14 protein-coding genes and 4 pseudogenes are annotated in these 13,426 nt (G+C 59.8%); 10 read left to right on the forward strand and 8 right to left on the reverse strand.

Annotation, left to right across the window (positions count from 1 at the left end):
- Window positions 1-50 precede the first annotated feature (50 nt).
- The gene (locus TM49_RS07840) at window positions 51-863 is read left to right on the forward strand and encodes a hypothetical protein (RefSeq protein ID WP_144409506.1); all 813 of its coding nucleotides are present in this window, start codon (window positions 51-53) and stop codon (window positions 861-863) included.
- A 199-nt stretch (window positions 864-1,062) separates the two neighbouring features.
- Here the strand turns inward: TM49_RS07840 and TM49_RS07845 are convergent, their stop codons facing one another.
- Window positions 1,063-1,704, reverse strand: coding sequence for a trimeric intracellular cation channel family protein (locus TM49_RS07845; protein WP_082074666.1), 642 nt, complete (start codon window positions 1,702-1,704; stop codon window positions 1,063-1,065).
- 129 nt (window positions 1,705-1,833) lie between these two features.
- Between TM49_RS07845 and TM49_RS22985 the strand changes: the two are divergent.
- Window positions 1,834-2,055: pseudogene (locus tag TM49_RS22985) on the forward strand (pyridoxamine 5'-phosphate oxidase family protein); the annotation flags it as partial.
- 97 nt (window positions 2,056-2,152) lie between these two features.
- A pseudogene (locus tag TM49_RS23865) lies at window positions 2,153-2,296 on the forward strand (SAM-dependent methyltransferase); the annotation flags it as partial.
- A gap of 92 nt (window positions 2,297-2,388) precedes the next feature.
- Here the strand turns inward: TM49_RS23865 and TM49_RS07850 are convergent.
- Both TM49_RS07850 and TM49_RS07855 read right to left on the reverse strand, forming a co-directional pair.
- Window positions 2,389-2,595: a hypothetical protein gene (locus TM49_RS07850; protein ID WP_045680345.1), complete on the reverse strand. Its 207-nt coding sequence runs from the start codon at window positions 2,593-2,595 to the stop codon at window positions 2,389-2,391.
- Window positions 2,596-2,747: 152 nt separating this feature from the next.
- The gene (locus TM49_RS07855) at window positions 2,748-3,572 is read right to left on the reverse strand and encodes a hypothetical protein (RefSeq protein ID WP_144409507.1); all 825 of its coding nucleotides are present in this window, start codon (window positions 3,570-3,572) and stop codon (window positions 2,748-2,750) included.
- Between the two features lie 214 nt (window positions 3,573-3,786).
- Between TM49_RS07855 and TM49_RS22995 the strand changes: the two are divergent.
- From TM49_RS22995 to TM49_RS07870, 3 genes and pseudogenes are all read left to right on the forward strand, one after another.
- A pseudogene (locus tag TM49_RS22995) lies at window positions 3,787-3,968 on the forward strand (IS66 family transposase); the annotation flags it as partial.
- Between the two features lie 181 nt (window positions 3,969-4,149).
- A pseudogene (locus TM49_RS23380) lies at window positions 4,150-4,302 on the forward strand (IS3 family transposase); the annotation flags it as partial.
- 368 nt (window positions 4,303-4,670) lie between these two features.
- Complete coding sequence (locus TM49_RS07870; RefSeq protein WP_244464817.1) at window positions 4,671-5,714, forward strand: magnesium transporter; 1,044 nt, start codon at window positions 4,671-4,673, stop codon at window positions 5,712-5,714.
- A 100-nt stretch (window positions 5,715-5,814) separates the two neighbouring features.
- Here TM49_RS07870 and clcA read toward each other — a convergent pair whose 3' ends face one another.
- The gene (gene clcA / locus TM49_RS07875) at window positions 5,815-7,167 is read right to left on the reverse strand and encodes a H(+)/Cl(-) exchange transporter ClcA (protein ID WP_342021361.1); all 1,353 of its coding nucleotides are present in this window, start codon (window positions 7,165-7,167) and stop codon (window positions 5,815-5,817) included.
- A gap of 294 nt (window positions 7,168-7,461) precedes the next feature.
- On the opposite strand from clcA, the gene TM49_RS07880 reads away from it, so the two are divergent.
- Complete coding sequence (locus TM49_RS07880; RefSeq protein WP_244464818.1) at window positions 7,462-8,214, forward strand: siderophore-interacting protein; 753 nt, start codon at window positions 7,462-7,464, stop codon at window positions 8,212-8,214.
- 10 nt (window positions 8,215-8,224) lie between these two features.
- Here TM49_RS07880 and TM49_RS07885 read toward each other — a convergent pair whose 3' ends face one another.
- Entirely contained in the window at window positions 8,225-9,967 is a 1,743-nt protein-coding gene (locus TM49_RS07885) for a CHASE domain-containing protein (RefSeq protein ID WP_052699765.1), read from the reverse strand.
- Window positions 9,968-10,300: 333 nt separating this feature from the next.
- Between TM49_RS07885 and TM49_RS07890 the strand changes: the two genes are divergently transcribed.
- Entirely contained in the window at window positions 10,301-10,501 is a 201-nt protein-coding gene (locus TM49_RS07890) for a CsbD family protein (protein WP_045680348.1), read from the forward strand.
- Between the two features lie 158 nt (window positions 10,502-10,659).
- Here the strand turns inward: TM49_RS07890 and TM49_RS07895 are convergent, their stop codons facing one another.
- Entirely contained in the window at window positions 10,660-10,821 is a 162-nt protein-coding gene (locus TM49_RS07895) for a DUF1328 domain-containing protein (RefSeq protein ID WP_045684985.1), read from the reverse strand.
- Window positions 10,822-10,935: 114 nt separating this feature from the next.
- Window positions 10,936-11,730, reverse strand: coding sequence for a response regulator (locus TM49_RS07900; RefSeq protein ID WP_045680349.1), 795 nt, complete (start codon window positions 11,728-11,730; stop codon window positions 10,936-10,938).
- Window positions 11,731-11,865: 135 nt separating this feature from the next.
- On the opposite strand from TM49_RS07900, the gene TM49_RS07905 reads away from it, so the two are divergent.
- Window positions 11,866-12,102 carry a NepR family anti-sigma factor gene (locus tag TM49_RS07905; RefSeq protein ID WP_045680350.1) on the forward strand — a complete coding sequence of 79 codons (237 nt, stop codon included), beginning with the start codon at window positions 11,866-11,868 and terminating at the stop codon, window positions 12,100-12,102.
- A 5-nt stretch (window positions 12,103-12,107) separates the two neighbouring features.
- A complete protein-coding gene (locus tag TM49_RS07910; protein ID WP_425283279.1) occupies window positions 12,108-12,674 on the forward strand; it encodes an RNA polymerase sigma factor in 567 nt (188 codons plus the stop codon).
- Between the two features lie 125 nt (window positions 12,675-12,799).
- Here TM49_RS07910 and TM49_RS07915 read toward each other — a convergent pair whose 3' ends face one another.
- On the reverse strand, window positions 12,800-13,312 hold the full coding sequence (locus TM49_RS07915) for a Dps family protein (RefSeq protein ID WP_045680354.1): 513 nt from the start codon (window positions 13,310-13,312) through the stop codon (window positions 12,800-12,802).
- Window positions 13,313-13,426 lie beyond the last annotated feature (114 nt).

The following is a 13,426-nucleotide window of genomic DNA, read 5'->3' on the forward strand; positions in this document are numbered from 1 at the left end:
TGAAACTATAGACTTTTCGGTCTCATGGGTTAGTAAGCGCGAAATTTCCTATGTCAGGCGATTCTGAAGGAGCAGACCATAAAATGACATCCACAGACGCGACGACCACCAAGCCGTCCTTTGGTGTTAACGAGCGGCTCGGAGAAACGTTCTCCGTATTGCGCCAGCGGTTCTTCACCTTTGTGCTACTTTCTGCCGTACCCGGCATTCTCGTCCAGCTCGCTTCCCTCGCCATGGGGATGGGCGTGGAGAACCCGCTGGATCCGAATTTTTCCGCGACGGGTCCGTCCACGCAACCTTTCGGCATGATCATCCTTGTTTCAGGTGTTCTGCCGATCCTGCTGTACTCGGTCATGACCGGCATGATGGTGCTGGCCGCCTATGACACGAAGTCGGGTCGTCCGGTGCGTTTCGGTGCCTATCTGAAGGCGGCAGCCCGTCGCCTACCTGCGCTGATCATCGTCACGCTCATTGCATCGATCGGCATCGGTCTTGCATCAATCCTGTTCCTGGTGCCGGGGCTTTGGCTGGCCGGTGTCTGGGCCGTATGCGTACCCGCCATCATGATTGAAGGCGTGGGCTTCGGCGCCCTGGCGCGCAGCAGCCACCTGACCAAGGAATATCGCTGGCCGGTCGTCGGGTTTATCGTCGTCACCTACATCATCATCAGCGTCATCACATTCCTGGTCGCATTCGTCGCCGCCTGGCTCCCCGTTCCGGCGATCGTCGTTGCCGTTGTTCTTGGCCTGATCAATGGTGTCACCACCGCCCTGATTTCGATCGCCATTTCGGTCGCTTATGCGCGGCTGCGCGATATCAAGGAAGGTGTGGGTTACGCCGATCTCGCCGAGGTCTTCGACTAGGTTCAGAATCTATCGGTTTGTGGCGTTTGACGTATTAGTCGACGCGCAGACCGATCCTAAGCGACCTTGACTGGCGACATAAAAGCGGACGGCGCGGCTCGCGCCGTCTTTCTCAATGATCGCGGCAAGCCCCATATGGAATGGCAGCAGGTGGCGTTACGCCGCTCCTCGATCTCAAACGTCTTGCACCGTGCCGACGTCAGTGGAGGTCGTGTTTGTAGACGAACTTCGGCATGCTCCAGCCGAACCTGAGTGCCAGCAGACGCATGCAGAGACCGACCCCCAGGGCAAACAGCAGGACGATATTGTGATCGAGCCCCAGCCGCCCACCGCCAGCAAAGATCACGACCGTGATGACCGAGACCGTCGCATAGAGTTCCGCGCGAAACAGGAGCGGGACGTCGTTGCACAGAATATCCCGTAACACGCCGCCGACGCAGCCAGTGATCATGCCGGCAGCGATCACGACAAGAAAAGGTTGATCGAGGCCGATCGCGATGTTGCTGCCGATAATACTGAAGACAACAAGTCCGACCGCGTCCAGAAAGAGGAAGACACGCTGCAGCTTGTACATATGGCGCGCGATGATAATGGTCAGGATCGCTGCACCACCCGTTACCAGAAGAAGCTCCGGCGAACCGACCCATGAAAGCGGATGATGGTTCAAAAGCAGATCCCGGACTGAGCCGCCTCCAAGCCCGGTGATACAGGCAAGCAGGATCACGCCGACCCAATCCATGCTGCGCCGCCCCGCCGCAAGTGCCGCCGTCATGGCTTCGGCGGCAAGGGCGACAAGGTAGATGATGTGCAGAAGATAAAGCGTCATCGGATCGGTAATCATGACAGGCTCCCGAATTTCTTGAGGCAAAATTGTTCATTTACACCGATGCCGCCAGGTTCGAGAAGCTCCGATCTGAGACGGTTCGCACGGTCCGAGAGGCCGGCTGGCACGATCTAAGGACGGTCCGCGGTTGTCCAAGACCGTGCAAAGCTCGAGGAACTCTGGAACCCGGTTGCCTCGAGTTGGTTTGAAGGCAACGACGATCCCGACATCCGGCTAATCCGGTTTACGCCGGACTTCGCCGAGGTTTGGGCCACCAAGGGTTCGATCGGGTTTGCCATCCAGATCGCGAAGGCGAAGTTGACGGACGAGACGCCCGATATGGGGGATCACTTCGAGATCCGCTTCTAGCCGGGCCTGGGGGCGGTGACCGTCTCCGTTGTAAAATTTTCGGTGGCGACGGCCGGTTTACTAGCCACCGCCACTACCACCGCCTTAGGAGAAGCCACCGCCTGAAAGCCAAGACGCGATCACCAATCGCCATCTGGTCTGGATATTGGTTGACCCGCCCGCCGCATTCTTCGAATGGTTTTCGCTGCTGAAACCGGGGGAAGTCCTGATTATTGACGGCAACAAAGGCAAGGAGACCTGGTGAAAATCGGCATCAGGGTTCGATGCCGATCGGCACGATAAGTCTTTGAAATATTTGAAGCGGGTGGGTCCGGGTGCCGCGCCGGATGACGTCTATGAACGTTTGAATCCATAAACTATGGCCGCTGCCGCTACTGCCGTCGGCGCCCAGAAATGGATGAGGCCGATCTGGCTCCAGACGCTGAATTCCTCATGGCATCCGGTGGGGTTCATCCCGCAACCCAGGGGCACAAAATAGGAGAACCACACGAATGTTCCGATGAGGAGCAGGATGCCGAACAACAGGGAGAGTATTTTCATGAGTGATTGCCTTGCCTATTTGCTGTTCAGTCCTTCAATCGTTCGCCGGGGTGGCCCGACTGCCGATCGCACACGCTTCGGGCCAACATGAGAGATGCCGTTTCCATGTGCCCGCAAGACTGTTGCAGACAATCCGCTGTTTCCCTCACGTGCTATCCCGCGAATTCGGTGGCGCGATAGTACATACTCACCAGACGGCGGCGGAACGCCTGTCGCTGCTCATAGTCGGCCGTGGAGGCTGCTCGGCTCAAATCCCCGCATTGTCCCGCAAATCCGACGGCCTCGACGTCCTCCGCGCAGCGGCCAAGCCAGCGGGCCGACTGCTCAGTTGCCCGGCTATGGATTGCCCGCGCCCGGTCGCAAAGCGCCGGCATGTCGTCGCTGCAGCCCATCGCAAAGGCGAGATAGGCAATGTACTCAGGCTGCCATATTTCTTCGTCAACGCCCATCTCATCCGCTCCGGGAATGCTGTCGGCGAGGACTTCGCACCCGTTGCCGTCAATGAAGGGTGCGGGATTGTGCAGGAAGCATGCGCGCGAAAGCTCCGCGAAAGCCCGATCGATCCGCGGCTCTCCGGTGAGGCCGTTGCGATAGACGATACCCAGATATTTGCAGGCATAGGGGCCGATCCCGATCTCGTCGGAGCCGCACACCCTTTCCATCCTCTCCTGCGCCGCTTCATAGTTGCGAAGATCGACGTTCAGGAAATAGATCTTGCCGGCCTCATAACAGCCGCCCACCTGAAAGCCCGCATTGCATGACGCTTCATAGGCTGCGAGCGCCGCCTGCGCATCCCCGCGCTTTTCCGCCGCCACACCGCTCTGCCAGCAACTGTCCACATTGCCCTCCGGTACGCAAGCCAGAATGGTCTGTTCGTCCATCGATACTCCGGCGCTCTGCGTCGGAGCAGCGGCTAAAGCGCCCGTGACAACCGCCACCGCCACAATAAAAAAGGCCGTCAAACTCGATCGCATCATTCCTCCCAGTCGAGGTATTCGGTCTTGCCCGAGATCCGCCCTGCGCCGCGCAGCAATCCAGACGCGGCTTGCTGCTGTTTCACATATCGCGTTTGAACACGGCGCAGAAGCAATCTGAAAGCGGAATGCAGCAGTTTATAGCTCGGATAGGTAAATTATGACTTATATATTCTGTCGTCGCGGCCATTGGCTGAGACCGGTACTCCGGCCGGCAATGTTAACTCAAGCATTTGCGCTTTCCATGGCACAGAAGGCGGCGCGCGCCGACGCCCGAAAGCCGAGGTTGCCAATCTTAAGGCACAAAACGCCGATGCCGATGAGCGCATTGGGCGGCTTATGCAGTCTCTGAAAGCGTTTGATCGTGCCCGCTTCGGTCGGCGATCGGAAAAGCTCGGTCTGAACTGATGGGGTGGATGCCCCTCCGGCCGGCATCGGAGTATGATGCCTGCCCAGCGCCATGGTGGCGCCCACGGAGGAAAGGCAGATAACACAGGTGCAAATTCTTGCGATCGACCTCGCGAAGCGGAACTTCCAAGTCTGTGGAATAGATCGCGGCGGTGCGTGCTGGATGCCCCCACTAATCATGGACGCATTGATGATGGCGGTCTGGCGATGGGGAAAAGCCGATGCTCTGCTCCACCATTCCTTTCAGGGATCTCGATACACGAGCGAACAGTTTCAGCGCCTTCTGGCGGATAATGGCATCACCTGTTCGATGAACCGGGCTGGCACCAAAGCGAATATTTTCACGACGGCCAGATGTGGATAGAGCGCATAGTACACCTATGGATGACTATGGTGCGATACAATATAGGTAACATTATGTGCATCTTTCTACCTCTTCATTTGAAATAATGCAATGAAAACAAAATATAAATGGGTCCTGTCATTTCGGCAGGGGGCACCAGAAGCTTTCCTTACAATCGATCTTTTGTTTTCCGCCTGAAACTTCGGACAAGCGAGGACGACCGACGTGCGAGGCAGTTGTTGCGCGGTTATCCAGCAAATGACTTGCCTGTGGCTTTCGGCCTACTGCGGGTTGTCATCTTTTCTTATGATGATTGATGTAGTGGAGCGGAAAAGCTGAGGAGCCCAGTTGTGAATGAAGCCGTGATGCCGGTGCCGTCCAGTGTGCCACACGAATCCGTAGACCTGATCACGGATCGCCATCCGCTTGTCTTTTCCGCCGGCATGTCCTGCGGCGAGGCTGTTACGGCCTTTGCACGGGCCGAGAATGCCAGCAGCGGACACGCCTGCCTCACCGATGAGAACGGCCGGTTTGCCGGGGTGATCGGGCTTCGGGCCTGCCTGAGGGCAGGGGCCGACGACCCGCTCGAAACGGTCGCCGTGCGCGACATTGCGACGGTGAAGCCGACGGCGGCACTGGATGCGACGGCACTGGATATGGTTGAGCACCGCATCGAATATCTACCGGTCGTCGACGGGGAGGGGCGGCTTGTGGGCGCCATTCGTGGCACCGATGCGAGCCATTATGTCGTGGAAGGGCTGCGTGAAGATGCGGACCGCTTCGCCGGCCTGCACGGCACGACGGGAGACGACTATTTCGAACATTCGATCTGGAGTGACTTCCGCCGACGCTTTCCCTGGGTTCTGGGGCTCGCAATCGCCGGCCTCGCCGCCGGCTATGTCGTTCATATCTACGAGGACGCGCTCGATGCGCTGGTCATCCTGGCGCTCTACATGCCGATGGTCGCCGATACCGGCGGTAATGTCGGGACCCAGTCGGCGAGCCTCGTCACCCGCGCAATCACGGCGGGCGATGTGCGCATCGGCGATTCCGCGCGCATCCTGTGGCGGGAGATGCGGGTATCGCTGATGATGGCGGCGATGCTGTTCCTGTTCGCCTTCCTCAAGGTGGTGCTGATCTCAAACGCTGCCGACGTTCCGGCCGGCCTTTCGCTCGAAGGCATCGGGCTGGCGATCGCGGTGGCGCTTGCGGTCCAGGTGATTTCCGCGACGCTGATCGGCGCCCTCTTGCCGCTTGCGGCCATCGCCGTCCGTCAGGATCCGGCGATCGTGTCCGGCCCCGCGCTCACCACGATCGTCGACCTGACCGGGCTGCTGCTCTATTTCCTGATCACCACATCCATGCTGGGCATCACCGGCGTGGTGCAGTTCTAGCGCAATCCATGGTGAAGCGGATATCGGCTCACCGCCCGGAATTGCGCAATGAGCGCAAGGCGCGGGCGGCCGCAAAGATCGGCCAAGTGGTGCTGACGGATCACGCCAGGCCGGTATTGTCGGGGCCCTTTGCCTGCGGGTTGATGCCGGCCTTCGCCAGCGTCTTCTCCAGAAGCTGGTCGTAGATCGGCCGCCCGCCGATCCATTGGGCGACCAGGTTGGCGGTGACGCAGGTGGCGATCAGCGGCATCACCATCGTGTAGGCGCCCGTCAGCTCGAGCGTGAGCACCGCGCCGACGACCGGGGCACGCACCGAGGCCGAGAACAGCCCGCCCATTGCGGCCATGCCGAAGGCCAGCGGCGCGATGGTGCCTGCCGGCAGCACCGCGTCAAGCAGGCCGCCGAAGAGCAGGCCGACGCACATGGAAAGCGCCAGCATCGGCGCGAAGATACCGCCGGGCGTGCCTGCCGAATAGCTGGTGATCATGGTGAAATAGCGCAGCACCGCCAGCAGAAGGAGAAACATCAGGCCCTTCCGGTGTTCCGACAAAAAGGTCACGGTATGCTCGCCGCCGGTCACCGAAAGCGGCATCAGGATCACGAGCGCGCCGATGGCGAGGCCGACGATTGCCGGAAACGCGAAGCGCACGCGGCCGTTGATGGCTGCCGCCAGCGCCGCCGTGCGCATCAGCCCGGCATTCAGCACGACGCCGAGCACGCCGAGAAGACAGCCAAGCAAGACAAAGGCCGGCAGGAGGAATATCTGTGGCTCGGCGACAACCATGGAAAAATCGGGCGCCCGCCCGCCGATGATCTGCGTCATCACGGTCGACAGGAGCGCTGCGACGATAATGCCCATATAGGTGCGGAAGGTATAGGGAAAGTGCCGGTGGGTTTCCTCGATGATGAACAGGATGGCGGCAAGCGGCGCGTTGAAGGCACAGGCAAGGCCGGCCGCAGCACCCGCACCGAGCATGCCGCGCCGTTCGGTTTCGCTGACCTTGAACGTATCGGTGAGGGCTGCGGAAAATGAGGCGCCGATATGGATGGTCGGTCCCTCCCGGCCGAGAACAAGCCCGGAAGCGATGGCGAAGACGCCGGTGAAGAACTTGACCGGCAGCACTCGCCGCCAGTGCACCGTCCTGAGGCCGAGCATGGCGCCCTCGATTTCCTGCACCCCGCTGCCGCCGGCTTCGGGCGCGTATCGGCGCACGAAATAGGCTGCCGTGACCGTGATGACCATGGTGATCAGCGCCGCGGCGACAACCAGCAGTGGCCCGCTCATATGCTCGGACAAGAGCCGCGGCCAGACCTGAAACCAGTCGATCAGAAGATGGAAGAAGGAGCCGACCGTACCCGTCAGAATGCCGGCCGCTGCCGCCAGAAGCACATAGCGCATCTGCGCATTTCTGTTACCCGGTCTGTCGAGGCTTGCGGCGGGATCATCCATCATTGGCCAACTCGCGCTGGAGGAAAACAGCGCGCACGCCCTTTATGGCTAGCGCGCAACCTTCACCAGCCATACAGAAAAATGGATCTATTGAAACGCCTTCGTGGAGGACTATCCCGGCATATTCGCGCGAGGAGGCCGGATCGGATGCCGATGCGATGCCGGAGCGGTTTTGAGCACTCAGACGCCTGCGCCTGCGGAATCGACGCGAAAACATGAGTAAAATAGTCTTGAAATAGCCTTGTCGCGCGGCTAGGTCTGGGCCGATTATCAATATGATATTGTATGGACATGGATATGCAGGCAATTCCGAACATCGAACGCGTGCGCCACGAACTCAAGCGTCGCGCCCTCACGGTCAAAACGGTCGAAAAACTCACCCCGTGCATGCTGCGCATCACGCTCGCAGGCGATGATCTTGCCGATTTCACCAGCCTGGCCGCGGATGACCATTGCAAGGTGATCGTGCCGGACGAGAACGGCGAAAACGTCATGCGCGACTACACGCCACGCGCCTATGACAATGCGGCGCGCAGCCTGGTGATCGACTTCGCCGTCCACGATGCGGGGCCGGCGACGCGCTGGGCGCTTGCGGCCAAGGTGGGCGATACCGTCGAGATCGGCGGGCCGCGTGGCTCTGCCGTTCTGAAGGGCGCGATCGACAGGATGGTGCTGATCGGCGACGAGACGGCACTCCCGGCGATCGGCCGTCAGATCGAGGAGGCGGCGCCGGGGACGAAGATCGAGGCGATTGTGGCCGTGCCGTCACCCGAGGACGAGCAGGCCTTCGCGACCGCCGCGGACCTTTCGATCCGCTGGATCCACCGGCCTGAAGCACAGGCGACCGAGCCTTCCCATTTCATTGAGGCCCTTGCTGATGTGACCCTCGGTGAGGGGACCTATGTCTGGATCGCGGCCGAGGCCGGCGTGGCAAAGGCCATCCGCCGGCATCTGATGGATGAGCTGAACCACCCTCTGACGTGGATGAAATCTGCGGGCTATTGGGTGAAGGGACAGGCCGATACGTCCGAGAAGAACATTTCCGAGTAGGGCAGGCGCGCTACTTGCCCGCCTTGTCCCGCGCAGCGGCTGCCGAGCGGCGCAGCCTGCTGCGGCGGCGCCAGCGGCTCTTGCGCGAATGCTGCTCCTCCGGGTGCGGGAAGCTGATTTCGACGCGCAGGCCGTTTTCTTCATAGTGCCGTTCGATCGAACCGTTGAGCTCGCCGATGATATTGGCGTCGATCAGCCGGGTGCCGAAGCCCTTGCGGCTCGGCTTTTCGACCGGCGTCTCACCCTGCTCGTTCCAGGTGAGCTTCAGCACGCGCTCGTCGCCGAAGCCGGAGAAGCTCCAGGAGACCACCAGGCGGACACCTTCATTCGCCATGCCGCCATATTTGAGCGCATTGGTCGCAAGCTCGTGGAAGGTCAGGCTGCAGGCCTGTGTCGCCTTCTCGTCCAGTTCGGCCTCCGGCCCATAAACCTCGAAATTGGATTCGTCGCCGCCGAAGACCTGTGCCAGTTCCTTGCTCAAGAGCTCCTTAAGGTCGGCGCGCTGCCAGTGGGAGCGGGTCAGCACATCCTGTGCCGTCGACATCGCCTGCAGCCGGGCGGAATAGGATTCCATGAATTGCGGCAGGTCTTCGGAATGGTGCGCCGTCTGCCGGGCCATCGCCAGCACACGGGCAATTGAATTCTTGATGCGGTGCTTCATTTCCTGAAGCATCAGGTCGCGTTCCTGCAGCGACTTTTCGGTGACACGCTGGACCTCGCGGGCGGCGGCAAGGGCCTTCAGCTGCCACTGCGCCGCCATCGCCAGTGCGACGGCCAGAAGCAGGGCGACCGAGCCGACGACGAAGGGCGTGACGTCGAACTGCGTCTTCTCGAAGGCCGCATCGGGCGTCATTTCCAGTACCCAGATACGGCCGGCGATCTCGATCTCGCGCTTGGTGTCGAGGCCGCTCTTCTTGAGCGATGTCTCGAAATCAGGCGAGATGTACAGCGGAAAGTCGGAAACGTCCTTGTCATAGGCCTTCAGCGCCACAGGCAGAACCGGCCGCTTGCCCATCACCGCCTCGTAAAGATCTCCGGTGCGGAACGGGGCATAGATGAAGCCGCCGAACGGCAGACCGTCGGCATCCGGGGCCGGGTTGTCGACACGGAAGGGCATGTAGATGAGGAACCCGGTCTGCTTGCCGGGCGTGATTTCCTGGACGAGCCGCACCGGTCCGGTCGCCTGCACCGTGTCCGTGGCAAAGGCCTTGGCCATCGCCTCGCGGCGGCTCTGTTCGCTGTACATGTCATAGCCGATGGCGGCATGGTTGCGCTCATCGTCGGGTTCCAGCATGACGATCGCGGCGCGGTATTTCTGGTCTGTCTCTGCCGGCCAGATCCTGACATCCGTGCCGTAATTGTCGGCGATCATCGCCTCGGCCGTGGCTTCATTGCCGGCACGCACGACACGCGCGAAGCCGATGCCCTGAATGCCGTCATAGCGATCCTCGGTGTCGAGCCCGGCGACATAGGTCTTGAAGGCGGCGCGCGTGACCTGTCCGCCGGTCGCCTCGAAGAACGACTTCGTCGCCTCCAGCAGCGACATGTGCTGGTAGAGACGGTTGGTCAGCCGGTCCGCGGCATCGCTGGCGACGATCTCGAACTTGGCCTGGCGGGTGAGATCGGAGGTTCGGTAGATCGAAAAGGACATGCCGAGGCCGATCGCCGTCACGACCACGAACACCAGGACCGGAAGAAACCGGTTTACGGTCGTGATGTCACCGGCCCGTGCCTTGTCGAACAGTTGGCGCATACGTATCAGGCGACCTCGCGGTGACGAAGCGGATTCAGGCTTCGGAATTGCAACAGGATTGGCGACAAAGCCACAACAAAGTCCGAAACCGGCCCGGACGAAAACCGGCTCTTGATCAGCAGCGCGGTTCCGCGCTCACCTCGGCGGACGATAGGAGTTTTTTACGTTACATTCCCGCTTTTTGCTCCATTGTCAATCGCTTGCTGGACGCCAGCGCGCCGGGGCAATGCCCCGAGATCTGGGCTGATACCGGATCGGGGTAGGGAACCCGCGGGCAGGTAAAGGCGTTTGAATGGTGTGAGAATATTTTGCCAAGCTTGAAAGGAGCAGGCCATGAATTGGGATCGTATTGAAGGCAACTGGAAGCAGTTTCGCGGTGAAGCCCAGGCCCAGTGGGGCAAGCTCACCAATGACGATATGGACGTTGTCGAAGGCAAGCGCGAAAAGCTTGTCGGCAAGATCCAGGAGCGCTACGGCAAGGAACGTGACGAGGCCGAACGCGACGTCGACAACTGGATGTCCGGTATCAACTAAGACCTGCAGCAAGACTGCGGGAAGGGAGGAAACAGCGGCCAGCGTGCCGCTGTTTTTTTATGCCGTTTTTGCGGTAACAAAACATAAAAAACGGACCGCGTCGGGGGAGGGAAACGCGGCCCGTCTTTTCCAGCGATGAGGCTTGCTGGAGGAGCTGTCTAGCGTCGTGCGAAGTTCACGATGACCGCGACGGCGAAAAACAGCAGGAAGAGGAAAAACAGAATCTGCGCAATTCCGGCCGACGCACCGGCAATACCGCCAAAGCCGAGTGCCGCGGCGACAAGTGCGATTACCAGAAAAACAACGGCGTAGTAGAGCATGATGATCTCCTTCGTTACGTGAAGGTAAAACGTCTGCCCACTGGCGAGGTTCCCCTGCAAAAACAAAAAGGCGGCCGAAGCCGCCTTGGTGTCGAAATGAGGGTAAACGGCAGATTAAGCCGCTTCCTCATGCTGTTCCTGGAAGAACAGCGCCTGGCTGATCAGCGCCTTCACCATGTCCGGGTTGAACGGCTTGGTGACGAGGAAGGTCGGCTCGGGCCGCTCGCCGGTCAGGAGCCGTTCGGGGAAGGCGGTGATGAAGATCACCGGCAGCGTATCGGTTGCAAGGATATCATTGACCGCGTCGATGCCCGAGCTGCCGTCGGCGAGCTGGATGTCGGCGAGAACCATCTTCGGCTTGGAACGCTGGTAAAGGTCCACGGCCTCCTTGTGGGTGCGGGCAATGCCGGTGACCCGGTGTCCGAGGCTTTCGACCATCTGTTCGATGTCCATCGCGATCAGCGGTTCGTCCTCGATGATCATGATGTCGGTCGCAACCTGACGGGCGATCTCGGAGGAGGCCTGATCGATGAGTTCCGAAACGGTATCCGCCTCGACGCCCAGGATTTCAGCGGTTTCGCGATGCGAGAAGCTTTCAAGCGAAATCAGCAGAAAGGCCTGGCGCGGCTTGGCCGGCAGTGCCAGAAGATTGGCTGCTGCGCGCTTCTCCCAGGAATAGGGAGAATCAATTTCTTCAATTTCGATGGTGGTGGAACTGAACAGTCGGGAAAACAGTTTATAAAGTGCGACCTTGTCGTCACGGCCCTCGGGGAAGAGAGATACATCTTCAATCAGGGCTTCGAGCACGGCGGCAACATAGGCATCGCCTGAAGTCTGCGATCCTGTGACGGCACGTGCGTACCGCCTGAGATAAGGCAAGTGGGCGGCGATACGGGTTGATAGCGACATATTTGGTACTCTCCTGCCTGCAGTAGGTCTTGCGTACAGTGACGCTGTTCAAACGTCCTTCAAACTCGATAATGCCCAGTTCAAAAAAAAGTTCCGCAAGCTCGGAACTTTTTATCGGTACCCACGTTTTTTCCGATGAACAAGTGTAAACGCAATCATGAAGCGGGGCGAATACAAGTGAAGAATAATCCGAGCCTTAACCAAGGCACGACCCTGCCAGGCACAGCGAGGAGTCCCGAGGAGGCGATAAGTCGCCGTCTCAAGGCACTCTACCATGCTGTGGAGCAGGAGGACATACCGGATCGTTTTCTGAATCTACTCGAGCGACTTGATGCTGCCGAATCGGCCTCCAAGCGCGAAGCGGAGGGCTGAGTGTCGTGGTCAGGGACGATGATACGAGTTTCAAACGCGATATGCTGAAAACGGTGCCGAGCCTCCGTGCCTTTGCAGTCTCTCTCTGCGGGCACCAGGATCTGGCAGACGATCTCGTGCAGGATACGATCATGAAGGCTTGGGCGAAACAGGAAAGTTTCGCCGAAGGCACCAACATCAAGGCATGGCTGTTTACCATTCTGCGTAATGAGTTCTACAGCCAGATGCGCAAGAGCGGGCGCGAGATCCAGGATACGGACAACGCCTTTACCGAAAGAATGTCGACGCATCCGTCCCAGTACGGGGCGATGGATCTGCGTGACTTCCGCAAAGCGCTCAATCGACTGCCCGACGATCAGCGTGAGGCGATCATTCTGGTTGGCGCTTCCGGGTTCTCCTACGAGGAGGCCGCGGAAATCTGCAATTGCGCCATCGGCACGATCAAGAGCCGGATTGCGCGGGCGCGTGGCAAGCTGCAGGAGATGCTGGACATCAAGGGCGAAGCCGATTTCGGCCCGGATGCCAATTCGGCGGCCGTCATTGGCAGCGCCTTTATCTCCAGGCCTGCCTGATCGGTCAGAAATGAAACAAACAAAAACGGCGTCCCGGCGGGGCGCCGTTTTTTGTTTGTTTCGATGGCTGGAAGAAAAAGCCGGCCGCGGGCTTCAGTCCCTGCGGCCGGCTCATCTTGTCTTGCTTACTCGCCGATGATGGCGCGCAGCATCCACAGCGCCTTCTCATGGAAGGTGAGGCGTGCGGTCAGCATGTCCTCGGTCACCAGGTCACCGGCATCGCCAGCCTTCTCGCCGGCTTCGCGCATGGCACGCACGGCGGCTTCGTGATCATTGATGAGGTCCTTGATCATGTCCTCCGCGGACAGCGTGGCGATGTTGCCGGCATCGGGAACGAAGGTGGTGACTTCGCGCATCTTTTCCGGTGCGAGGAAGCCGATGGCGCGGATGCGCTCGGCAATCGTGTCGGCAGCCTCGAAAAGTTCGCCATAGTGCTCCTCGGTTAGAAGATGCAGAGAGCGGAACAGCGGGCCGACCACATTCCAGTGGTAGATATGGCTCTTGATGGTGAGCTGGTAGGTTGCGCCGAGAATCTCGGAAAGGCTTTCCGCCATCTCGGCGCGGTATTCCTTCGAAAGGCCTGTGTTCAAGCGGCTTTCATGAGCTTTCGGTTTCAGGACAGTGGCTGACTTCGCCATGGGAACCTCCTTGTGGATGGCTGCGTTTCATGTCAACAAAACGGCGTCACATCGGGTTTGTTCCTGAACGGTATCGACGGCTATTGTGAAAAACGATTCGATTGCGGAACCTTA

The sequence above is a fragment of the Martelella endophytica genome (genome assembly GCF_000960975.1).
Lineage (GTDB): Bacteria > Pseudomonadota > Alphaproteobacteria > Rhizobiales > Rhizobiaceae > Martelella > Martelella endophytica.